The sequence below is a fragment of the Streptomyces sp. NPDC001515 genome, assembly GCF_053597115.1.
Map to the genome: position 1 here is coordinate 26521 of NZ_JBSFHN010000002.1, position 22469 is coordinate 48989.

General features: G+C 73.1%; 19 protein-coding genes. 11 read left to right on the forward strand and 8 right to left on the reverse strand.

The annotated features are described in order from the left end of the window. Positions 1–43 precede the first annotated feature (43 nt). The 3 genes from ACWCXC_RS03805 (at position 44) to ACWCXC_RS03815 (ending at position 3708) form a co-directional block, all read left to right on the forward strand. Positions 44–1654, forward strand: coding sequence for an MFS transporter (locus tag ACWCXC_RS03805; protein ID WP_450684153.1), 1611 nt, complete (start codon positions 44–46; stop codon positions 1652–1654). 75 nt (positions 1655–1729) lie between these two features. Beyond that, positions 1730–2464 (forward strand): TetR/AcrR family transcriptional regulator, encoded by a 735-nt coding sequence (locus ACWCXC_RS03810; protein WP_450684154.1) that lies wholly within the window; start codon positions 1730–1732, stop codon positions 2462–2464. A 221-nt stretch (positions 2465–2685) separates the two neighbouring features. Continuing rightward, positions 2686–3708: an endonuclease/exonuclease/phosphatase family protein gene (locus ACWCXC_RS03815; RefSeq protein ID WP_450684155.1), complete on the forward strand. Its 1023-nt coding sequence runs from the start codon at positions 2686–2688 to the stop codon at positions 3706–3708. Positions 3709–3747: 39 nt separating this feature from the next. Here ACWCXC_RS03815 and ACWCXC_RS03820 read toward each other — a convergent pair whose 3' ends face one another. The 6 genes from ACWCXC_RS03820 to ACWCXC_RS03845 form a co-directional block, all read right to left on the reverse strand. Further along, entirely contained in the window at positions 3748–5502 is a 1755-nt protein-coding gene (locus ACWCXC_RS03820; RefSeq protein ID WP_450886440.1) for an NAD+ synthase, read from the reverse strand. A gap of 92 nt (positions 5503–5594) precedes the next feature. Continuing rightward, positions 5595–7220: a multicopper oxidase family protein gene (locus tag ACWCXC_RS03825; protein WP_450886442.1), complete on the reverse strand. Its 1626-nt coding sequence runs from the start codon at positions 7218–7220 to the stop codon at positions 5595–5597. 72 nt (positions 7221–7292) lie between these two features. Next, complete coding sequence (locus tag ACWCXC_RS03830; RefSeq protein ID WP_450684158.1) at positions 7293–7808, reverse strand: hypothetical protein; 516 nt, start codon at positions 7806–7808, stop codon at positions 7293–7295. Positions 7809–7959: 151 nt separating this feature from the next. Then, positions 7960–8385 carry a CBS domain-containing protein gene (locus ACWCXC_RS03835; RefSeq protein ID WP_450684159.1) on the reverse strand — a complete coding sequence of 142 codons (426 nt, stop codon included), beginning with the start codon at positions 8383–8385 and terminating at the stop codon, positions 7960–7962. 167 nt (positions 8386–8552) lie between these two features. Beyond that, positions 8553–9302: a DUF305 domain-containing protein gene (locus tag ACWCXC_RS03840; protein ID WP_450886668.1), complete on the reverse strand. Its 750-nt coding sequence runs from the start codon at positions 9300–9302 to the stop codon at positions 8553–8555. A 2-nt stretch (positions 9303–9304) separates the two neighbouring features. Next, positions 9305–9982, reverse strand: coding sequence for a DUF3105 domain-containing protein (locus ACWCXC_RS03845; protein WP_450886445.1), 678 nt, complete (start codon positions 9980–9982; stop codon positions 9305–9307). Between the two features lie 242 nt (positions 9983–10224). Between ACWCXC_RS03845 and glnA the strand changes: the two genes are divergently transcribed. From glnA to ACWCXC_RS03870, 5 genes are all read left to right on the forward strand, one after another. After that, on the forward strand, positions 10225–11586 hold the full coding sequence (gene glnA, locus ACWCXC_RS03850; protein WP_383632377.1) for a type I glutamate--ammonia ligase: 1362 nt from the start codon (positions 10225–10227) through the stop codon (positions 11584–11586). Positions 11587–11781: 195 nt separating this feature from the next. Beyond that, entirely contained in the window at positions 11782–12357 is a 576-nt protein-coding gene (locus ACWCXC_RS03855; RefSeq protein ID WP_450886447.1) for an RNA polymerase sigma factor, read from the forward strand. After that, a complete protein-coding gene (locus tag ACWCXC_RS03860; RefSeq protein ID WP_450684163.1) occupies positions 12354–13406 on the forward strand; it encodes a CU044_5270 family protein in 1053 nt (350 codons plus the stop codon). The genes ACWCXC_RS03855 and ACWCXC_RS03860 overlap by 4 nt, the downstream gene beginning before the upstream one ends. Positions 13407–13494: 88 nt before the next feature. Beyond that, positions 13495–17052: a WD40 repeat domain-containing serine/threonine protein kinase gene (locus ACWCXC_RS03865; protein ID WP_450886449.1), complete on the forward strand. Its 3558-nt coding sequence runs from the start codon at positions 13495–13497 to the stop codon at positions 17050–17052. A gap of 26 nt (positions 17053–17078) precedes the next feature. Further along, positions 17079–17789 (forward strand): hypothetical protein, encoded by a 711-nt coding sequence (locus ACWCXC_RS03870; protein ID WP_450886451.1) that lies wholly within the window; start codon positions 17079–17081, stop codon positions 17787–17789. 15 nt (positions 17790–17804) lie between these two features. Here ACWCXC_RS03870 and ACWCXC_RS03875 read toward each other — a convergent pair whose 3' ends face one another. Further along, positions 17805–18809 (reverse strand): HNH endonuclease signature motif containing protein, encoded by a 1005-nt coding sequence (locus tag ACWCXC_RS03875; RefSeq protein WP_450684166.1) that lies wholly within the window; start codon positions 18807–18809, stop codon positions 17805–17807. Positions 18810–18933: 124 nt separating this feature from the next. On the opposite strand from ACWCXC_RS03875, the gene ACWCXC_RS03880 reads away from it, so the two are divergent. After that, on the forward strand, positions 18934–20172 hold the full coding sequence (locus tag ACWCXC_RS03880) for an NADH:flavin oxidoreductase (RefSeq protein WP_450886453.1): 1239 nt from the start codon (positions 18934–18936) through the stop codon (positions 20170–20172). 4 nt (positions 20173–20176) lie between these two features. Here ACWCXC_RS03880 and ACWCXC_RS03885 read toward each other — a convergent pair whose 3' ends face one another. Next, a complete protein-coding gene (locus ACWCXC_RS03885) occupies positions 20177–20767 on the reverse strand; it encodes an acyl-CoA-like ligand-binding transcription factor (RefSeq protein WP_450886455.1) in 591 nt (196 codons plus the stop codon). A gap of 125 nt (positions 20768–20892) precedes the next feature. Here ACWCXC_RS03885 and ACWCXC_RS03890 point away from each other — a divergent pair, with 125 nt between their 5' ends. Beyond that, complete coding sequence (locus tag ACWCXC_RS03890; RefSeq protein ID WP_450886457.1) at positions 20893–21117, forward strand: hypothetical protein; 225 nt, start codon at positions 20893–20895, stop codon at positions 21115–21117. Between the two features lie 211 nt (positions 21118–21328). Then, positions 21329–22111 carry a putative protein N(5)-glutamine methyltransferase gene (locus ACWCXC_RS03895; RefSeq protein ID WP_450886459.1) on the forward strand — a complete coding sequence of 261 codons (783 nt, stop codon included), beginning with the start codon at positions 21329–21331 and terminating at the stop codon, positions 22109–22111. The last annotated feature ends 358 nt before the right edge of the window (positions 22112–22469 follow it).

The following is a 22469-nucleotide window of genomic DNA, read 5'->3' on the forward strand; positions in this document are numbered from 1 at the left end:
ATACGAGACGGTCTCGTATCGAAATGACGTTAGGCTTTCGCCCATGTCCATACCGTCCGGCGCACCCGCCGCCGTGCCCCACGTCCCCGAGGCGGTCCACCGCCGCCGCTGGGCGATTCTCGCCGTACTCATGTTCAGCCTGCTCATCGTGGTGCTGGACAACTCGATCCTGAACGTCGCGGTCAAGACGATCGCCTCGCCCGCGCCCACCGGTCTGGGAGCCACCCAGAGCGAGCTGGAGTGGGCCATCAACTCCTACACGCTCGTCTTCGCCGGACTGCTGTTCACCGCCGGACTGCTCGGCGACCGCATCGGCCGCAAGAAGATCCTGCTCCTCGGGATCGTGCTGTTCGGCGCCGGTTCGGCCCTCGCCGCGATGTCCGGCTCGCCCGCCGAGCTGATCACCTGGCGCGCGGTGATGGGCTTCGGCGCCGCCTTCGTCATGCCGGCCACCCTGGCCGTCCTGATGAACGTCTTCGAGCGCGACGAGCAGCCCAAGGCCATCGGCATCTGGGCCGGCAGCGTCGGCCTCGGCATCGCGATCGGCCCGATCACCGGCGGACTGCTCCTCGAACACTTCTGGTGGGGCTCGATCTTCCTGGTCAACGTGCCCGTCGTGGTCATCGCGGTGATCGCCATGGTGGTGCTCGTCCCCGAGTCCAGGGACCCCCGCCCCGGACGGCTCGACCCGGTCGGCGTGGTGCTCTCCGTCATCGGCCTGGTGCTGCTGGTCTACGGCATCATCCGGGGCGGCGAACTCGCCGACTTCACCGATGTCTCCGTGCTCCTGCCGGTCCTCGGCGGCCTCGCGGTCCTCGTGGTCTTCGTCCTGCACGAGAAGCGCAGCAGCAGCCCCGCCATCGACATCACGTACTTCCGCAAGCCCGCGTTCTCCGCCGCCGTCGCCGCGATCGCGCTGGTCTTCTTCGCGCTGATGGGCGTGACCTTCTTCTCCGCCTTCTACATGCAGAGCGTGCGCGGCTGGAGCGCCCTCCAGTCCGGGCTGCTCATCCTGCCGCTGGCCGTGGCCCAGATGGTCTTCGCCCCCCGCGCCCGGCACGTCGTCGCCCGCTTCGGGGCCCGCGCCGTGTGCACCGCCGGCATGCTGGCGGTCGCCGCCGGGCTCGCGGCCTTCGCACTGTTCGACGCCGACACCCCGGTCTGGGTGATGTGCGTGGTCTTCTTCGTCCAGGGCACCGGCATGGCCCACGTCATGCCGCCCGTCACCGTCGCCGTCATGCAGGCCCTGCCCCGCGAGAAGGCCGGCTCCGGCTCCGCCGTCAACAACACCTTCCGCCAGGTCGGCGGCGCCCTCGGCATCGCCGTCCTCGGCTCGGTGCTCTCCACCGTCTACCGGGGCGACATCGAGGACCACCTCGGTGCGGTCCCGGCCGCCGTACGGGACGTGGCGGGCGAGTCCATCGAGGCCACCCTCGGCGTCGCGGAGAAGATGGGACCGGCCGGCGCCCCGCTGGTCACCGCCGCCAACGACGCCTTCATGAGCGCCATGCACATCACCGCCTTCTGCTCGGCCGGCGTCGCCGCGCTCGGCGCCCTCGTGGTCGCCCTGTTCCTGCCGGGGAAGCCCTCCGACGGCGGCGGCGGCCCGGCCGCCCGGGACGAGAAGGCCGTGCCCGCGGGCGCGGGACGGTGAGGGAGCGGCGGCACCCGTCCTGCCACGGGTGCCGCCCGCTTCGGCGAGAATCGGGGCGGCGAAAGGTGGTTTCACGTGCAGGCTCAGGCAGCGGACCCGGGCGGCCCGCCCCCCGGCGGGCAGGACCGGCCGACCCCCGGCGACGACGGCCCCCCGGCCCCCGCCGGGGGCCCCGAGCAGCCACCGGGCGAGGAGCAGGAGCCCCGCCGGGGCCGCCCGCGCAGCGCCGCCGCCGAACGCTCCATCCTGGACGCGGTCACCGCCCTCCTCGAAGCCGGTGAACCCCTCGCCGGACTCTCCATCGAGCGCATCGCCCGTACCGCCGGCGTCGGCAAGGCCACCATCTACCGCCGCTGGGCGGACAAGGAGGCCCTCTTCGTCGACGTCCTGCGCGACATCGAACCCCCCGAACCGGTGGTGTCCGGCACGCGCGGCCTGGCCGATCTGCGCATCCTCCTGGAATCCATGCGCACCAGCGGCCTCGCCCGGCGCTCCTCGGTCTTCCTGCACAACGTCTTCGCGCAGATGAAGTCCCACCCCAAGCTCTGGACCGAATACCAGGGCACCGTCATCGCGCCCCGCCGGGCCGCGATGCTCGCCGCCGTCGGCCGGGCCGTCGCGGCCGGCGAACTGCGCGACGACACGGACGTGGAGCTGATGGACGACCTCTTCCTCGGCCCCATGCTCGTCCGCACCATCCACCGCCCCGACGCCCCCCTCCCCGAGGACCTCGCCGACCGGATCATCCGCCTGCTCCTCCAGGGCCTCGGCCCCGAAGCGGCGGACCGGAACGGAGCGGGCCGGGGCTGACCCGCCGGGGCCGGACACGTATGCGCGTTCTGTCACAAGCGCGCCCCGGCGGCCGCCCCCCGGAACCCGCCGGCGGGCCCCGGTCGTCCTCGTCCCCGTACGGCCGTCGTCGACGGCGGCGAAAGCGCCGCGCAGCACCGAGGGCTCGGCGGCCGAGGCACGCCGAGGCACTAGGGTCGTGGTCGCGGCGATGTTCAGGGCAAGGCAGTGAGGACGGCGCAATGGTGCAGGCGTACAGGACGGACACCGGGAGCGACGGCACGGAGCCGCACGGCTCCGGATCCCGCCTCCGGGACCTGCGCGACAGAATCACCCGGAACCCGGGCATCTGGCGCCGGGGCATCGTCCTCGCCGGCTGCTCGGTCCTGCTGACCCTGGTGATGCTGCTCCACGCCCAGATCCCCAACACCATCGGCAACCTGGGCAGCCTCACCGAGACCTTCCTGCCCTGGTGCGCGGTCTTCGTCCCGGTGCTGCTGGTCCTGGGCCTGGTCCGCCGCTCCGCGACCGCGCTGATCGCCCTGCTGCTCCCCGTCGCCGTCTGGTTCAACCTCTTCGGCGGACTGCTCACCGACAAGCAGGGCGGCGGCGGCGACCTCACCGTCGCCACCCACAACGTCAACGCGGACAACCCCGACCCGGCCGGCACCGCCCAGCAGGTCGCCGGTTCGGGCGCGGACGTCGTCGCCCTCCAGGAACTGCCCGGCGGCAAGGTCGCGGCGTACGAGTCGGCGCTCCGCGCCCGCTTCCCGTACCACTCCGTCCAGGGCACCGTCGGACTGTGGAGCAAATACCCCCTCCACGACACCCGCCCCGTGGACATCAAGATGGGCTGGGTCCGCGCCATGCGGACCACCGTCACCGCCCCCGAGGGCCAGGTCGCCGTCTACGTCGCGCACCTGCCGTCGGTCCGGGTCAAACTGCACGCCGGCTTCACCGCCGACCAGCGCGACCAGAGCGCCGACGCCCTCGGCAAGGCGATCTCCCACGAGCCGCTGGAACGCGTCGTCCTGCTCGGCGACCTCAACGGCACCATGAACGACCGATCGCTCACCGCCGTGACCTCCCAGATGCGCTCCACCCAGGGCGCGGCCGGCAGCGGCTTCGGTTTCAGCTGGCCCGCCTCGTTCCCGATGGCGCGCATCGACCAGATCATGGTCAAGGGCATCGAGCCCGTCTCCTCCTGGACCCTCCCGGCCACCGACAGCGACCATCTGCCGATCGCCGCCCGCGTCAGGCTCTGACGGGGGCGGCGACCGGCGCGGGCGGAGGGGCGCCCGGCCTCAGCCGGACTCGCGCCACCGGTTGGTGATCGGCAGCCGGCGGTCCTTGCCGAAACCCTTCGGGGAGATCTTCGTCCCCGGCGGGTACTGCCGCCGCTTGTACTCGGCGGTGTCCACCATCCGCAGCGTCTTCGCCACCAGCGCCGGATCGAACCCGGCCGCCACGATCGCGTCGCGCCCCTGGTCCCGGTCGACGTACAGCTCCAGGATCCGGTCCAGGACGTCGTAGTCGGGCAGCGAGTCCGTGTCGACCTGCCCGGGACGCAGCTCCGCGCTGGGCGGCTTGGTGATGGACGCCTCCGGGATCGGCGGGGTCTGCCCGCGCTCCTCGGCGGCCCGGTTGCGCCACTTCGCCAGCCGGAAGATCGACGACTTGTAGACGTCCTTGATCGGCCCGTACGCGCCGACCGAGTCGCCGTACAGCGTCGAGTACCCGACCGCCAGCTCCGACTTGTTGCCCGGCGCCAGGACGATCTGGCCCTCCTGGTTGGAGACGGCCATCAGCATCGTGCCGCGCAGCCGGGACTGGAGGTTCTCCTCCGCGAGACCGGTGAGACCCAACGACCCCATATAGGCGTCGAACATCGGCTCGATCGGCACGGTCCGGAAGTTCAGCCCGGTCCGCCGCGCCAGCTCGGCCGCGTCGCCCTTGGAGTGGTCCGAGGAGTACTTCGACGGCATCGAGATGCCGTACACGTTGGCCGCGCCCAGCGCGTCGCAGGCGATCGCGGCGACCAGCGCCGAGTCGATGCCCCCGGACAGCCCGATCAGCACACTGCCGAAGCCGTTCTTCGCGGCGTACGCCCGCAGGCCCACGACAAGCGCCGAGTACAGCTCCTCGTCGTCGTCGAGCCGCTCCGCGTACCCGCCGGTCAGCTCGGGCTCATAGGCCGGCAGCGGCTCCTCGGAGAGGACCACGTGGTCGATCCGCAGCCCGTCGTTCACCACACCGGACGGCGCCTCGGCCGCGGCGGCCGGCAGCTCCAGGTCCAGGATCACGCTGCCCTCGGAGAACTGGGGGGCGCGGGCGATCACCTCGCCGTCCCGGTCGACGACGATCGAGTCGCCGTCGAAGACCAGCTCGTCCTGGCCGCCGATCATCGCGAGGTACGCCGTGGTGCAGCCGGCCTCCTGGGCCCGCTTGCGGACCAGTTCGAGCCGGGTGTCGTCCTTGTCCCGCTCGTACGGCGAGGCGTTGATCGACAGCAGCAGCCCGGCCCCGGCGGCCCGCGCGGCCGGCACCCGGCCGCCGTCCTGCCAGAGGTCCTCGCAGATGGCGAGCGCCACATCGATGCCGTGCACCCGCACCACCGGCATCGAGTCGCCCGGCACGAAGTACCGGAACTCGTCGAAGACGCCGTAGTTGGGCAGGTGGTGCTTGGCGAAGTTCAGCGCGATCCCGCCCCGGTGCAGCACCGCGGCGGCGTTGCGCGGGGAGCCGGCGGGCTGCCCGTAGCGGGGCGCCGCCGACTCCGAGCGGTCGAGATAGCCGACGACGACCGGCAGCTCGCCGAAGCCCTCCGCGTCCAGCCGCGCGGCCAGCGCGCGCAGCGCGCTCCGCGACGCCTCGACGAAGGACGACCGCAGGGCCAGGTCCTCGACGGGGTAGCCGGTCAGCGCCATCTCGGGGAACGCCACGAGGTGGGCGCCCTGCTCGGCGGCGTGCCGGGTCCAGTGGACGATCGACTCGCTGTTGCCGGCGAGGTCGCCGACGGTCGAGTCGATCTGATTCAGTGCGAGGCGTAGTTGAGGCACGCCGCCCAGTGTAATCGTCTGACTGACGCGATGTCCTGGCGGGCCACGGGAAAGGCGCCGCGGCCCGCCGGGACCTCGGGGCGGACCGGCCGTCAGCGGCGGTAGCCGAGGACCGTCATCATCCCCGCCTCCGCGTGGTAGACGTTGTGGCAGTGGAGCATCCACAGCCCCGGATTGTCCGCGTCGAAGTCGACGGTCAGCGAACGCCCGGGGAGCACGACCGCGGTGTCCTTGCGCGCCCCCTTCGCGCCGCCCGCCAGCGCGAAGGTGTGCCCGTGCAGATGCACCGGGTGCCACATCTCCGTGTCGTTGCGCACCACCATCCGGACCCGCTCCCCGGCCCGCACCGGATGCCGCTGGTCCGCCCGGTACGGCCGGCCGTCGAACGCCCAGTCGTACGCCGCCATCGAACCGGTCAGCCGCAGCCGCACCGTCCGGTCCGGCCGCCGCGCCGGGAGCGCCGCCGCCTCCTCCGGCACCAGCCGCTCCGTCACCGCCAGCTCCCCGTCCAGCTCCTTCGGCCGTACGGAGGCGCCGGGCGCCGCGCCGCCCCCGGTCCGCAGCAGTGCCCGCGCCACGGCGTTCTTGCCCTCGGCCAGCGCGGTCAGCGGGAACACCCCGTCCCCGGCGGTCACCAGCACGTCGTACCGCTCGCCCATCCCGAGCAGCAGCGCGTCCGCCGTCGTGTGCCGGACCGGGAAGCCGTCGGTGTGCGTCACCGTCATCCGGTGGCCGCCGAGCGCGAGCCGGAAGGCGGTGTCGCCGCCCGCGTTGATGATCCGCAGCCGGATCCGGTCGCCCGGCCGGGCGGTGAGGACGGCCGGGTCCTCGGCGGTGCGCCCGTTGACCAGATAGGCCGGATAGCCGACGTCCCCGGCGTCCCCGCCCAGCAGCTCGCTGATGGCCCCCATGAGCATGCGGGAGGGGCCGGCCCCCTTTCCGCCGTCCGGGGAAGGGCTCTCCCCGCTCCCGGACATCCCCTCCATCCCTTCCGTTCCCTCCATGCCGCCGTCCATGGAGTGCCCGCCGTGCCCGCCGCCCCCGGTGAGTTCCCGGAGCACCGCGTCCGGCGTGGACCCGTCCACCCCGTCGACCCAGTCGTCGAGCACGACGACCCACTCCTTGTCGTAGGCCAGGGGTTCCTTCGGGTCCTCGACGATCAGGGGTGCGTACAGCCCCCGGTCCTGCTGGACGCCGGAGTGCGGATGGAACCAGTACGTCCCGGGGTGCGGCACCGCGAACCGGTACGTGAACCGCGCGCCGGGGGCGACGGCCCGCTGGGTCAGCCCCGGCACCCCGTCCATGTCGTTGCGCAGGGCGAGGCCGTGCCAGTGCAGCGAGGTGGCCTGCGGCAGATGGTTGGCGAGGGTCAGCGCGAGGGTGTCGCCCGCGGTGACCCGGACCTCCTTGCCGGGGAGCCGGTCCCCGTACGCCCAGGAGCGGACGGTGCGACCGCCGCCCAGGTCGAGCCGGGCGGTGGCGGCGGTCAGCGCGACCGCGCGCTCGGGGCCGGCGCCCCGGCGCTTCTCGGCGGCGGCGACCTCGGGGCCGTCCGGGGCGACATAGCCGTCCGGGGCGGCGGTCCCCGACGGGGCGCCGTGGTTCATGGAGGAGTGGTCGGGGCCGGCGCCGGAGTCGGAGCAGGCGGTCAGGACGCCGGAACCGGCGACGGCGATCGCCGCGCCGAGCACGGCACGGCGGGTGGGCTGTGCGGACATGACGGAGTGCACCTCAAGGATGGTGTCGGGGTGTGCGGAAGGGGCGGACGGGCGCGGTGCGCCGTGGTCCGCCTATACGCGCAGAACCGACAGATCGGTGAGGAGGGCCGTGCCGGACCGCCGCGGCGGAGGCGGCCGGGGCAGCCGGGCCGGACGGGCCCCGGCGGACCGGGGCATCCGCCCGGCGGCGCGGCGGGTCACCAGCAGGATGACGAGCAGGGCCAGCCCCCAGACCCCGAGCACCGCGAGACAGACGGCCAGCGGATCCATGCCGTGCGGGGACGCGGGCTCGGGGGCCGGGTGGCGGGCGGCGGAGCCGTGGACCGTATACGAGGCCGGGGCGGAGGCGGCCACAGGGGCAGCCGGGGCCATGGCGTGGACCGTATACGGGGCCGGCGCGGCGGCCGGCGGGATGGCCGGGGGAGTGCCGGGCCTGGCGGCCGGGGCCATCGCGTGGGCGGCCGGTGTCATGGACGCGGCTCCGGCGTGGTCGGCCGGGTGCCCCAGGGTGTGCATGGTGACGATGCCGAGGAGCAGCGCGGCGAACAGCAGCAGCCGTCCGTACGTCGCACGCCTCGTCACCGACATGGCGCCACCCTACCCCTCCCGGGTATCCCGGCCCTTCGAGGGGCGGACGCGGAGACGACCCGCCATCCGCGCGGTGCGGGGCCACGGGCCGCGGCGCAGACGCGATACGTGCGTACGCGAGAGGGGGCGGCGCGGGGCGGTTCCGGCCGGCTCAGCCCCGGGCGTAGACCTGTTCCGCCCAGGCGGCGATCTGCTCGTCCTCCAGATGCTGGGCGAGGTCCGCCTCGCTGATCATGCCGATCAGCATCTTGTTCTCGACGACGGGCAGCCGGCGGATCCGGTGGGTCTGCATCTCCTCCAGGACGGCCTCGATCCCGGCCTCCGCGTCGATCCAGCGCGGGGTGCCCTGGGCGAGGTCGCCGGCGGTCATCTTCGACGGATCGTGGCCGCTCGCGATGCACCCGACCACGATGTCGCGGTCCGTGAGGATGCCGATCATCCGGTCCTGGTCGCCGTTCTCCGAGATGGGCAGCGCGCCCACGTGGTGGTCGCGCATGAGCTGCGCGGCGCGGTCGAGGGTCTCGTGCGCCGGGATCCAGGTGGCGCCGTCGTGCATGATGTCCTTGGCGGTGGTCATGGGGATTCCTCCTGGTGCCGTGAGGCACAGCCGTCACACCCCGAGCCCTCCCATCGTCCGGTGACCCGTTCGGAGTACGCGACCGCTATCACCCATTCGGGTGTATTTGGTGTGGGGCGGGAACCGGGGCGGCGCGCAGATGTGCGGGCGGGCCGCCCCGTGCCTCCTCAGCCGCGTGGCGCGGCCCCGCGCTCCGTGAGCATGGCGGCCATCGCGTCCAGTTCGGACTGCTGGGCGTCGACCATGCCCTGCGCGAGCCGCTTCTCGGCCTTCACGGTGCAGAGCCGGACGCAGCCCCGGGCCATGGCGATGCCGCCCTTGTGGTGGTCGGTCATCAGCTGGAGGTACAGCACCTCGGCCCGCTTGCCGTCGGCCCGCCGGAGGGCGTCGAGTTCGGTGCGGGTGGCCATGCCGGGCATGAGGGAGCCGTCGTGGGCCTCGTACCCGCCGCCCGACGCGTCCCCGTCCCCGTGCCCGTCCCCGCCCCCGTCACCCATGTCCATGCCGGGCATCCCGGACATGTCGTGGCCGTCGTGGGACGGGTCCGCCATCCAGGCCATCGGCTCCTGCCCGGCGGAGATCTTCGGCAGCTCCCACAGGTCGAGCCAGCCCAGGAGCATGCCGCGCTGGTTGGCCTGGGTGTTGGCGATGTCGTACGCGAACCGGCGCACGTCCTCGTCGCGGGTGCGGTCGCGGACGATGAAGGACATCTCCACGGCCTGCTGGTGGTGGACGGCCATGTCCCGGGCGAACCCGGCGTCCGCGGAACCGGAGGCCGGGACCGCCGGTGCGGTGGCCGCCGGATGGTCCTCGCCGTCGCCGCCCGCGGAGGCGACCGTCGCCGCCCCCGCGAACAGCACCGCCAGCGCGACGGCCGAACCGGCCACCCAGCGCACGCGCCGGGTGCCCTCGCTCACGGTCACGGAGCCCCCAGCCCGCCGGTGCACGCCGCACCCGGCTCGGGCGTCTGCGGGCCCTGCACGTACTTGGCGAAGAACGTCGCCACCCGGGGGTCGTCGGCGCTGTCCACGGTGACCTGCTTGCCCCAGGCGCTGAGCATGAGCGCGCCCTTCTGGTCCGGGTAGGGGCTCATCAGGGAGTACGGGGTCTTCCCGACGCGCTCCGCGAGCTTGTCCACATCGGCGGCGGGGGCCTTGTCGGTGTACGTCACCCAGACCGAACCGTGCTCCAGGGCGTGCACGGCGTTCACGTCGGGGATGGCCTTCTTGTACACCTCGCCGTCGCAGTTCATCCAGACCGGACTGTGGTCGCCGCCGACCGGCGGCTTCATCGGGTAGCTGACGGTCTCGGTGACGTGGTTGCGGGTCAGCTTCTTCGGGTCCCAGGACTGCTCGCCCTCGACCTCGCCCTTGGCCAGCTCCTTCTTGTCCGCCTCGGCCTGCTTCGACTCCTTGACGTCGGCGGCCTTCTGGTCGGCCTTCGCCTCCGAGCGGTCCATCAGGGTGTACGCGCCGAAGGTGACGAGCCCCGCGACGACGACGGCGCTGACGCTGACGACCAGCACGCGGTTGCGGCGGTCGCGCGCGCGGTCTGCCTTGCGCATCTGCTCTATGCGGGTCCTGCGGTCGAAGCTCATGTCATGGTCCTTCGGCGAAGGGGCGATGAGGGGGCTGAACGGTCGCGCGGGCGGTGTGCGCGGGGCCGCTGCGAGGCCGTCGCGGCCCTCGTACACCACGGCGGACGATCGTAGTGGGTGGCCACGTGCTCCATCTCACGCCGGGTGCGTAATCTGGGGGAAATCCGGGGTCGTGATACTGGTGCCTCACCCCTTCCCCGGGCGGTGGTGCACAGACCGTCTGAACTGCAAGGATGTGGCTCATGGACAAGCAGCAGGAATTCGTCCTCAGGACACTTGAGGAGCGCGACATCCGGTTCGTACGGCTGTGGTTCACCGACGTGCTCGGTTACCTCAAGTCCGTGGCCGTGGCCCCTGCCGAGCTGGAACAGGCGTTTGACGAGGGCATCGGCTTCGACGGTTCGGCCATCGAGGGCTTCGCCCGTGTATACGAATCGGACATGATCGCCAAGCCGGACCCCGGCACCTTCCAGATCCTGCCCTGGCGCGCGGAGGCGCCCGGTACGGCGCGCATGTTCTGCGACATCCTGATGCCGGACGGCTCGCCGTCCTTCGCCGACCCCCGTTATGTCCTCAAGCGGATCCTGGCCAAGACGTCCGACCTGGGCTTCACGTTCTACACGCACCCCGAGATCGAGTTCTTCCTGCTGAAGGACAAGCCGGTCGACGGCAGCCGCCCGACCCCCGCCGACAGCTCCGGCTACTTCGACCACACCCCGCAGAACGTCGGCATGGACTTCCGCCGCCAGGCCATCACCATGCTCGAATCCATGGGCATCTCGGTCGAGTTCAGCCACCACGAGGGCGCCCCCGGCCAGCAGGAGATCGACCTGCGGTACGCGGACGCGCTCTCCACCGCCGACAACATCATGACCTTCCGCCTGGTCATGAAGCAGGTCGCGCTGGAGCAGGGCGTCCAGGCCACGTTCATGCCCAAGCCGTTCTCCGAGTACCCCGGCTCGGGCATGCACACCCACCTCTCCCTCTTCGAGGGCGACCGCAACGCGTTCTACGAGTCCGGAGCGGAGTACCAGCTCTCCAAGGTCGGCCGCTCCTTCATCGCCGGCCTCCTCCGCCACGCCGCGGAGATCTCCGCCGTCACCAACCAGTGGGTCAACTCCTACAAGCGCATCTGGGGCGGCTCCACCCGCGCCGCCGGCGCCGGCGGCGAGGCCCCCTCCTACATCTGCTGGGGCCACAACAACCGCTCCGCCCTCATCCGCGTCCCCATGTACAAGCCCGGCAAGACCGGCTCCGCCCGCGTCGAGGTCCGCTCCATCGACTCCGGCGCCAACCCCTACCTCACCTACGCCGTCCTCCTCGCCGCCGGCCTCAAGGGCATCGAGGAGGGCTACGAACTCCCCGCCGGCGCCGACGACGACGTCTGGGCCCTCTCCGACTCCGAACGCCGCGCGATGGGCATCGAGCCCCTCCCGCAGAACCTCGGCGAGGCCATCTCCCTCATGGAGAAGAGCGAACTCGTCGCCGAAACCCTCGGCGAGCACGTCTTCGACTTCTTCCTCCGCAACAAGAAGCAGGAGTGGGAGGAGTACCGCTCCGAGGTCACCGCCTTCGAGCTGAAGAACCTGCTGCCGGTGTTGTAGCGGCAGGACGGCACACGGAGAGCCGAAAGCGGGCGGGTCACCCGGGTCGACGGGGTGACCCGCCCGCAGCCGTGTCCGGCTCGGGGCCGTCCGGGGGCCGCCTCCGCCGCACCCCCTGACCTGCGCGAAGTAACGGTTCATCGGACCCGTGCCAAGAAGCGGGTGACAGACCGCAGAAGCGCACAGGAGGTCGCCGTGCAGGCACCCGAGCACGAACCCGGGCGGAGAGGAACTCCGTTCGGTGAGGTCTACGAGGAGCATGTCGATGCCGTCCTCGGGTTCGTCACCCGGCGGACCGGAGACCCGTATCTGGCGGCGGATCTGACCGCCGATGTCTTCGTCGCCGCGCTGGAGGGGTTCGAGGGGTACGACGTCGGGCGCGGGACGCATCTGATGTGGTTGTACGGGATCGCCCGGAACACGCTGGCCTCGTACGCCCGGCACGCGGCCCGGGAGCGGGAGGCGGTGGCCGCGGTGAGCGGGCGGCGGCTGCTGGACGAGCAGGACGTGCTCCGGTTCGAGGAGCGCATCGACGCCGAGCGGGAGGCCCGGGAGCTGATCGCCCGGCACGCGGTGCTGTCGGAGCCGTTGCGCGCGGTGATCGATCTCGTGGTCGTGGACGGTCTGAGTACGAAGGAGGCCGCGAAGGTCCTCCGGATCTCCCAGGCGACCGCCCGCGTCCGCCTGCACCGTGCCCGTAGCGCGCTGCGGGCCGGAGGCGCCACCCCGGTCAGTACGTTCAGCTCCCCCGTAGCGGAGGTCACCCGATGAACACGCCCACCGGATTCACCCAGCGGCTGGGTGCCGAACTGGCACGCCTGGAAGAGGAACGGGCCGGGCGCGCGGCCGAGGAGGGGCTCGGACAGGACGGCGCACCGGTGACCGCCCGCCGCCGGGGCCTCGCGCGGCCCGGGGTGCGGCGGACCCTGCTGGCGGGTCTCGCGGCCGGTGCCGTGGCCGCCACAGTCGTCGTCACCTCGGACGGACCGGGCGCGACGCCCCGGCCGCCACGTCCCATGACGGTCGCCCAGGTCCTCGACGCGGCCGCGACCGCCGCCGCGAAGGAGCCGGAGCGGAAGCCCGGCCCTCACCAATGGGTCTACACCGACCAGGTCGTCTGTACGAAGGGCTGCGAGCACCGCCTTTCCTGGCAGAGGTACGACGGAGCCAGAAACGCGCATTACGGCCCAGCGACCAGCACCGGCGAACCCAGCGTCCTCGTCGGCGACGCCCCCCGGTCCACGCGGCCCGGCAAGATCGGGGACCGGCCCCGGGAGACCCGCGAGGCGCTTTCCCTGTTGCCGGCCGACCCCCGCAAGCTCCTCGCACGCATCAGCACCGACCGTTTCTACGCTCTCGAGGCGGACCCTTACGCGGCGCTCATCCACAACTCCGCCGGGCACGGCAACCAGCCGGAACTTCCCGAAGCGACCACTCCCGGGGCCCAGTTCGCCAGAATCCTCTTCATCCTGCAGAACGAGCCGGGCATCCCTCCTCGGACCGCCGCCGCGCTCTACCGGGCGCTGGCCCTCGTCCCCGGAACGAGGCTGGTGGACACGCCCGCGCACGACGCGGCCGGCCGGCGGGGGCTCACCCTCGCCTTCGATCTCGACGGCGAGGGCCGGATCCCCGGGCGCATGCGCCTCTTCCTCTTCCTGGACCCGGACACGTACGGCTACCTCGGCAGCCGCACCGAGCCTCTGGACGGGCGCGGCCACACCCTGTCCTCCGCCCGCGTGGCGTACGGCATCGTCGACCATCCCGGTCAGGTGCCTGGAGGCCCCGCCCCGGATCCGTCGAGGATCACCAGGGAGGAGTAGGTCCCCGGCCGGCCCGCGTCGACAGGCCATCGTGCGGCGGCGGATACTGACGCCCGTTCCGCTGCCGTGCCGGCCTCCGGGAGATCCAGTGAACTCATCTGAAGCGCACACCTCCTGGGAGTTGGGCGCGACGATCGGGGGCCGGTACCGGGTGCTCGGGGAGCTGGGGCGCGGGGGGATGGGGGTCGTGCACCGGGTGCGGCATCTGGGGTGGGGTGCCGACATGGCGGTGAAGAGTCCGCGGCCGGAGGCCGTGCGGGACCCGGGGGACGAGGAGTCGTTCGTCAGGGAGGCGGAGACCTGGGTGTCGCTCGGGCTGCATCCGAACGTCTGCGCCTGCCACTACGTGCGGGTGATCGACGGGATGCCCCGGGTGTTCGCGGAGTACGTGGACGGGGGGAGCCTCGCGGGCTGGATACGGGACGGGCGGCTGTACGCGGGGGGCGCGGACGAGGCGTTGCGGCGGGTGCTGGACATCGCGGTGCAGACGGCGCGGGGGCTCGACCACGCCCACCGGGCCGGGCTGGTGCACCAGGACGTGAAGCCGGCCAACGTGCTGCTGGACCGGGCGGGGACGGCGAAGATCACCGACTTCGGGCTCGCCCGGTCGAAGTACGGGGTGCCGACGGCGGGGAACCGGGTGCTCGGCTGGGAGCCGGAGGCCAGCGTGCTGGTGCCGACGGGCGGGATGACGCTCGCGTACGCCTCGCCGGAGCAGTTGGCCGGGCAGTCGGTGGGGCGCCGCAGCGATGTGCACAGCTTCGCGGTCTCCGTGCTGGAGATGGTGACCGGCGGGGTGCGCTGGCAGTTCGGGTCGATCGCCGCGTTCGCGCTGGACGACTTCCTGGCCGACCCCGGCAACCCGGTCACCGCCCCGCCGGAACTCGCCCATCTGCTGCGGCGCTGCCTGCGCCCGCAGGCGGCCGGGCGGCCCCCGTCGATGGCGGACGTCGCCGACGTGCTGACCGACATCTACGCGACGTGCGCCGGTTCGCCGTACCCCCGGCCCCTGCCCGTCGCGGCGGAACTGCGCGCCGACGAGCTCAACAACCGCGCGCTGTCGCTGCTCGACCTCGGCCGCGTGGACGACGCGGCCGAGGCGTTCGCGGCGGCGCTGGACGCCGACCCCCGCCACGTACCGGCCCTCTACAACGACGAGTTGCTGCGCTGGCGGCGCGGCCGGCGCACCGACGAGGACGTGATCACGCGGCTCGAACGCGTCCGCCGGGACACCGGCGACACGGCGGACACGCGTCGCCTCCTCGCCCAGGTGCAGTTGGAGCGGGGCGAACTGCGCGCGGCCCGCGACCTGTTGGAGGAAGCGGCCCGCACGCGGCCGGAGGACCGGGAGAGCGAGGCGGCCCTCGACGCCGCCCGGTCCGGGACGGCCGCTCACGCCGCACCCGCCGGGACTTGGGAACTGCCGCTGCCGGCTAGCCCGCTGGACCTGCTCCCCGGACTCCGGTCGCGGCGGCCCTGGAAGCAGGAGGCACTGCCGCTGGCGCTGGCCCGCGACGCCCGGATCGCCCTCACCGGCTGCCCGGACGGCGCGCTGCGCCTGTGGGACGTACGCGGGGAGCGGTGCGTGAAGACGCTCTGGGGGCACCGCCGCGAGGTGGAGGCGGTCGCCCTCACCCCGGACGGCCGGCACGCGCTGTCGCTGGCCGCCGACGGGGTGGTCCGCTTCTGGAACCTGTCCCGGGGCTTCCTGGCCCGGCCGGTCCTCGGCACCCCGCTGTTCCGGGGCGAGCCCAGGATCCTGGACTCGGCCAGGCCGCCCCGGATTCCGCGCGACCCGGCCCGGCGCTCCGTCTGCCTCACCCCGGACGGGCGTACCGCCGTGGCCGTGGACGGACGGGGCACGGTCCGGGTCTGGGACACCCGCAACGGGCGGCTGCGGGGTGCCTTCCCCGGCCATCTGGACGGCGGGGGAGTGGCGGTGACCGCCGACGGGAACCGGGTGATCGCCACGCACGGGGACAAGGAGAAGGGCCATGTCCCCGTGGAGGCGGGTGACTTCGCCGCCCATGTCTGGGACGTCCCCTCGGGCCGGTGCGTGCGTGAGCTGAGCGGGCACGCGACCATGCCGGACGTGCTGTACGTCTCGGCGGACGGCCGCCGGGCCGTGACGGGCACGTTCCGCACGCTGGCGCTGTGGGACCTGGAGGCCGGACGCCGGCTGCGGACCTTCACCGGCGCTCTGGGGGACCGGGCCGTCGCCTTCTCGCCGGACGGCCGGCTGCTGGCCTCGGCCGGACACGCGCACGGCGGAGTCCGGCTGTGGGAGACCGGGACCGGGCGCTGTCTGCGGACCTATCGCGGGCATGAGCGCGACGTCACCGCGCTGGCGTTCACCGACGGCGGCCGGACCCTGGTCTCCGCCTCCGCCGACCGGACGGTCCGCGCCTGGTCGCTGCCGGGCGGCTACACCGCCCCGCCCCGGCTGAGCGTGCCGCGCCGCCACGCGGAGGTGAGCCGGCTCGGGGACCGCGTGGACACGCTGCTCGGCGAGGCGGAGGAGGCGCGCACCTCGGGACGGTACGACACCGCGCTCGCCCGGCTCGAAGCCGCGCGGGCCACGACCGGGTACGAGCGGGCCCCCCGGGTGATGGCCGCCTGGGGCGACCTCGCCCGCCATGTCCGCCGAGGCATCCTGCGGGGGGCCTGGCCCGTACGCGAGTTCACCCACCCCGGTTCCACGAGCGGGCCCGTGATCCTGTCCGGTGACGGGCGGCTGGCGGTCACCGGCAGCTGGGACGAGACAGTGCGGTTGTGGGCGGTCGACACCGGGGCCCTGATACGGGAGTTCCCCGGCCACACCAGACATGTCCTGGAGGTCGACCTGAGCGAGGAGCACGGCCGGCTGCTGACCGTCGACAGCGCCGGGACGGCGCGCCTGTGGCTGACGGACACGGGGGAGTGCCTGCGCTCGCTGGCGTCCGGGATGCGCGACTACCTGGGCGAACACCGGCCGGTGGGAGCCTGTCTGATCCCCGGCGGCCGTCACGCCGTCGTCGCCGCCCCGCACGCCGTGCGCTGGTGGAATCTGCACGACGGACGCGTCGACCGGAGCGTGGAGACGCCGAGGGGCCGGCAGTACAGGATCGTCGCGGCCGCACCCGACGGCCGCACGATCGCCGTCGCCGACCGGCACGGGGTGGACCTGCTCGACGCCGCCGACGGCACCGTCCTGCGCACCCTGACCGATCCCCGGGCCGACCGGAACATCCAGCACTGGACCCCGGCCCAGCTGCGATTCGCGGACGGGGGCCGGCGGTTGTTCGTCGCGGGCGGCATCGGCGTGGACCACGACACCGTCCAGGTCTGGGACGTCGCCACCGGCGCGGCGCTCCACGCGTTCGGCCGGGACCGGTCCTGCCGGGAGCTGGCCGTCACGGCCGGGGGCGACTTCGCCCTCTCCGGCGACATCGGCACCCACGTGCTGGCCTGGGACGTGACCACGGGCCGCCGTCTGCGTGCCTTCGACTCCCACGCCGGCTCCTCCGGCCTGTCCGCCCTGTCGATGACCCCGGACGCCCGGCTCGCGCTCGCCCGCACCACGGACGGCGTCCTGCGCGTCTGGCAGCTCGACTGGGAACTCGTGGTCCCGGACGCCCCCGAGGACGCACCGGCCGACGCCCTCTGAGATCTCTCCGGCCATAGGGTGACCGGATGCCGGAGACAGAGATATCCCAGACGCGCGCCGCGCTGCCCGCCCACACCATCGAGATCGGGGCCGGACCGCTGGACGCGCCGGCCCGCGACTCCCTCGGCGGTCACCCTTACCTCGACCCCGGGCAGGAGTGGCCCGTCTGCTTCTGCGGCGAGCGGCTGGCGCTCTTCTTCCAGCTCGACGTGCCCGAGGACATCGCCCACTTCGGCGGCGACCACCTCCTGGTCTTCCACTGCCGCGACCACAACGAGGCCACCGACGCCTCCTACGAGGGCGGACGCCTCGTGCCGCGCTACTGGGACGCCCCCCAGGACCCCTACCCGGGCCCCTTCTGGCGCGTCCTGCTCCAGCGCCGCGCGGCCCGGCCCACCGAGGAGCGCGAGCCCTCCGTGGAGGCCAGGCGGCTCACCCTCCGCCCGTATGCGGAGACCCCGGGCGCCCGGGGCCGGGGAGAGCAGACCTTCAAGGTCGGCGGGACCCCCTCATGGGCCCAGGACCCCGAGGAGCACACCTGCGCCTGCGGGGCCGATCTGGTGTACCTGTGCCAGGTCCCCGAGGACATGGAGTTCGGCGTCCGCCCGGGCCTTCCCGAGCAGCCGTACAGCGTCGGGGCCGATACGTACAACCTGTTCCTCGGCAACGAGGTCTATCTGCTCGCCTGCCCGGACCACTGCGATCCGGCGGCGGTGTGGCCGGTGAACCAGAACTGAGGCGCGCCGGATCCGTCAGGCGGTGTCGCGGACGATCGCGTCCCCCTCGCCCCGGATCCGGCGCAGGGCGATGTCGTAGGCCCAGGCATGGGTGGAGACCTTCTTCTCGATGGAGAAGTGCCGCCCGGTCGCCGTGTCCAGCACCCGGTGGAACTCGTCCATCAGCTCCGACCAGTCCGCCGTCCGCAGGTCGTCCTCCTGCCAGCCGTAGAGCGATCTCAGCTCCTCCTTCACCGCCGAGAAGAACGGCAGCGGCTCACGGGGCTCCCGGTCCACGCGGACGTGGTGCCTGCGCAGGAACTCCTTGAGCTCCTCGGGCGCCGCGCTCCACTTGGCCGGGCTGTCCCGCAGCTCCGCGTAGTCCACCCAGGCCCAGAAACTCTCGGCGTCCGCCACATCGGGGGCCTCGGCGTGGTGATCGGGGCAGAGCAGCGCGAAGTTGCGGACGTCCATCGAGCCGCCCAGGGCCTTCGGCACCACATGCGCGCGCTCCACGGTCCTGCTCCAGCACACCAGGCAGCACGGCTCCTCCTCCATCCCGAGGTAGCGGGCGATGGCCCGCACCGTGGGCGGCGTCCTGCGCTCGGCCGGCCGTGTCTCGCGGGGTCTGATGCCGAGGGCGTTGCCGTCGTATCCGAACGGCGAGCCGTCGGTGGGATGGCCGATCCCCAGGACGTGCGGGATGTCGTTCCGCTGCGGCTCGGGATTGCGCACACCGAGCAGCGGGGTGTGCACCTCGGTGAGGTAGGGGAGCAGGAAGCCCATCGCGAAGTCCCGCATCAGCTCGTGCGCGTCGTGGTCGAAGCCGCCCGCTTCGTTGAGATGGCCCTGGACGTCGATGTACAGGAAGCGCGGGGCCCCCGGCGACGCCCTCTCCGCCTGCCGCACGCACGCGAAGATCCGCTGGGCGGAGCGCTCGAAGTTCTCGTACACCTTCATGTCGTGGTGGATCGCGACGCCCTTGCCGCCGCCCCCGGTCCGCTTCCGTCCCCGCGCCTGCTGACGTGTGCGCCTGGCCATGTGCCCCCCTCGGCCACGGTGGTGATGTGCACGGACGAGCCTGCCAGACGGCACTGACAACGGCGGTGCCGAGCACGCCGCACGACTGCTGACTATTCGTCAGGTTCGTGTCATGCTGCGCGCCATGGTGAGCGGACCGGACACGTCGGACGGGAACGGCCGCCGCGCGGTGCCGGATGTGCTGGCGCCCGCGCGGCTCGGGCCGCTGCGGCTGCGCAACCGGGTGCTGAAGGCGGCGACCTTCGAGGGGGCCACGCCGGACGCGCTGGTGACGCGGGAGCTGATCGACTACCACCTGCGGCCCGCCGAGGGCGGGGTCGCCATGACGACGGTGGCGTACTGCGCGGTGGCGCCCGAGGGGCGCACGGAGCGGCGGCAGCTGTGGATGCGGCCCGAGGCGCTGCCGGGGCTGCGGCGGCTGACGGAGGCCGTGCACGGGACCGGGGCCGCGGTCTGCGCCCAGCTCGGACATGCCGGGCCCGTGGCCGACGGGCGGTCCAACGGGGCGGCGTCACTCGCGCCGATGGCCGGGTTCAACCCGCTGAGCATGCGCCGCAACCGGGCCGCCACCGCCGAGGACATCGACCGGGTCGTACGCGCCCACGCCGAGGCGGCGCTGCTGGCGGCCGAGGCCGGATTCGACGCGGTGGAGATCCACCTCGGCCACAACTACCTCGCGGGCGCCTTCCTCAGCCCCCGGCTCAACCGCCGCACCGACGCCTTCGGCGGTTCCCCGCGCGCCCGCGCCACCGTGGCGCTCCGGGTGACCCGGGCCGTGCGCGAGGCGCTGGGCGACCGGCTGGCCATCACCGCCAAGCTGAACATGAAGGACGGCGTACGCGGCGGGCTCGCCCTGGAGGAGAGCCTTCAGGTGGCCCGCTGGCTGGAGGAGGACGGCAGCGTCGACGCCCTCGAACTGACCGCCGGAAGCTCCCTGCTCAACCCCATGTACCTCTTCCGGGGCGACGCCCCCGTCCGCGAGTTCGCCGCGAACTTCCCGCTGCCCCAGCGGCTCGCCATCCGCGCCTCCGGGGACCGGTTCTTCCGCGCCTACCCCTACCGGCCGCTGTATCTCCTCGACGACGCCCGGCAGTTCCGGGCCGCGCTCGGGCTGCCGCTGATCCTGCTCGGCGGGGTCACCGACCGGGAGGGCATGGACCGCGCCATGGCCGAGGGCTTCGAGTTCGTCGCCATGGCCCGCGCCCTGCTGCGCGAACCCGATCTGCTGCACCGGATCCGCCGCGACGCCGCCACCCGCTCGCGGTGCATCCACTGCAACCGCTGCATGCCCACGATCTACACCGGGACCCACTGCCCCGAGATCCCGGGGACGGAGCCCACGGGAAGCCCGTCAGGCCCCTGACCGCTCAGCCGAAGGACCGGCCCATCTCCTCCAGGACCTCGTCGATCACCTCGGCCGGCTCCCGGGCCAGGTCCTCCTCGATCCACAGCCGCATCGCGATCCGCAGCGCTGCCAGGAACGCCGCCGCCAGCACCAGCGGGCGCACCGGCGCCCCCGTACCGCTGCCCCGCCCCGCCACCGCGTCCGCGAGATCCCGCTCCATCGCGGCGTGATTGGCCAGCTGGCGGGCGAGCAGCGAGGGATGCCCCATCGCCAGCCGCGTCCGCACTGCCCACTCCCGCTCCGGGGGCGCGACCCGCTCCGCGAACCGGGCCACCGCGGCGCGCAGCGCCGTCCAGGCGTCCTCCTCCGCGGGCCGCTCGCGCACCGCCCGCACCAGCTCGCGGATCTGCTGCTCCTCGCCGTGCAGCAGTGCGTCCTCCTTGCCGGCGAAGTAGTTGGAGAACGTCCGGCGGGAGATCCCGGCCGCGTCCGCGACGGCCTCCACCGTGACGTGGTCGAAGCCCAGTTCCACGGTCAGCCTCAAGGCCGCCTCGTGCACGGCTTGCCGGGTGGCTTGCTTCTTGCGTTCCCGCAGTCCCACAGCGCGCTCCATGGCCCCATTATCCGCTGGCCGGCCAGGGGCTCCCTCGCGCCCGAGCGGTGGACTCCCGGACCGAGATCACGGAGAATGGCCGTACGGCCGCCGCGTCGGAGCGCGCCGTGAACGGGGGTCGGCCGATGACAGACGTACTCGTCGTGTTCGGAGTTCTGCTCGCCACGATCGTCTTCCTGATCGTGCGGGTGTCGCTCAAGCACCGCCGCCGTACGGAGAATTTCGACGGCCAGCAGATCGAACGCCAGTACAGCGCCGACATCCGCGAGATCAAGGCGGCCAACAGGTCGATCGCCGTCCACAACCGCCTCGTCGACGGCGGCAACGACTGGACTCCGCGCAAGCGCTGAACGGCGTCGTGCGCGGTCCCCGGCTGCGGTAGTGTTTCGCATCCCCGGAAGCCGGGGCGAAACCGTCCCCGCACGGGGCGTACCGAAGGAGGTGGGACCCATCACCGCTGTAGCAGCGCGGGTGCTCCCCTCCCACGAGCGCGCGGTCGGCCCTTCCTAGCGTGTCCGGCCCGGAGCACCCCTCGGCGTTCTCCGAAAGGCACCGCTCTCCATGCCGGTCACCCTGTCCCCGTCCGACCTCTCCGCCCTCGTCACCACGCTGCGCTCCGCCGGCTGCGTGTTCGCCGAGGAAGAGGCCGCCCTCCTGGCCGCCACCGCCGCCGCCCCCGCCGAACTCGGCGCGATGACCCGGCGCCGCGCCGCCGGGCACCCCCTCGAACACGTCCTCGGCTGGGCCGAGTTCAGCGGACTGCGGATCGCCGTCGACCCCGGCGTCTTCGTTCCCCGCCGACGCACCGAGTTCCTGGTCCGCCAGGCCGTCGAACTGGCCCCCCGCTCCGCCGTCGTGGTCGATCTCTGCTGCGGTACGGGCGCCCTCGGCGCGGCCCTCGCCGCCCGGCGGACCGACATCGACCTGCACGCCTCCGACGTGGAGCCCGCCGCGGTGCGGTGCGCCCGGCGCAACCTCGGCCCGCGCGGCCGGGTCTACGAGGGCGACCTCTTCGCCCCGCTGCCCCGCTCCCTGCGCGGACGCGTCGACGTCCTCCTCGCCAACGTGCCGTACGTCCCCACCGACGACGTCCCCCTCCTGCCCGCCGAGGCCCGCGACCACGAACCGCTCGTCGCCCTCGACGGAGGCGGCGACGGCCTCGACGTGCTGCGCCGGGTGGTGGCGGAGGCGCCCGCCTGGCTCGCCCCCGGCGGCAGCCTCCTCGTCGAGACCAGCGAACGCCAGGCGGCCCGCGCCGAGGAAACCGTCGGCGCGGGCGGCCTCGTCCCGCGCGTGATCACCTCCGACGAGTGGTGCGCGACGGTCGTGATCGGCACGCGGTAGCCCTCCGGGCGGGGTGCGGGTGCGCCTGTGTCCGGTGGGTGGGGGTGGTGTCCCTCCGGGGAGACTCCTCAGAAATGGCGTGTGCACCCGGGTACGCAAGGGGACCCGGGTCGTACGCCATTTCCTGCGGGGACTCCCCTGCGCGCCCCCACCCGGCCGTCGTGCGTCTTACCCCCGGTGGAACCCGAGGCCACGAACGCCGGCCCACGCCTACGCCTCCCCGTCGGCGAATCCCAGGCCGCAGACGCAGAACCGGCCGGGTCCGGGGGCGTGCAGGGGAGTCCCCGCAGAACGACGAACACAGACCCGGGTGCCCTTACGTGGTGCCCGCACGTTCGTCGTTCGAGGAGACCCCCGG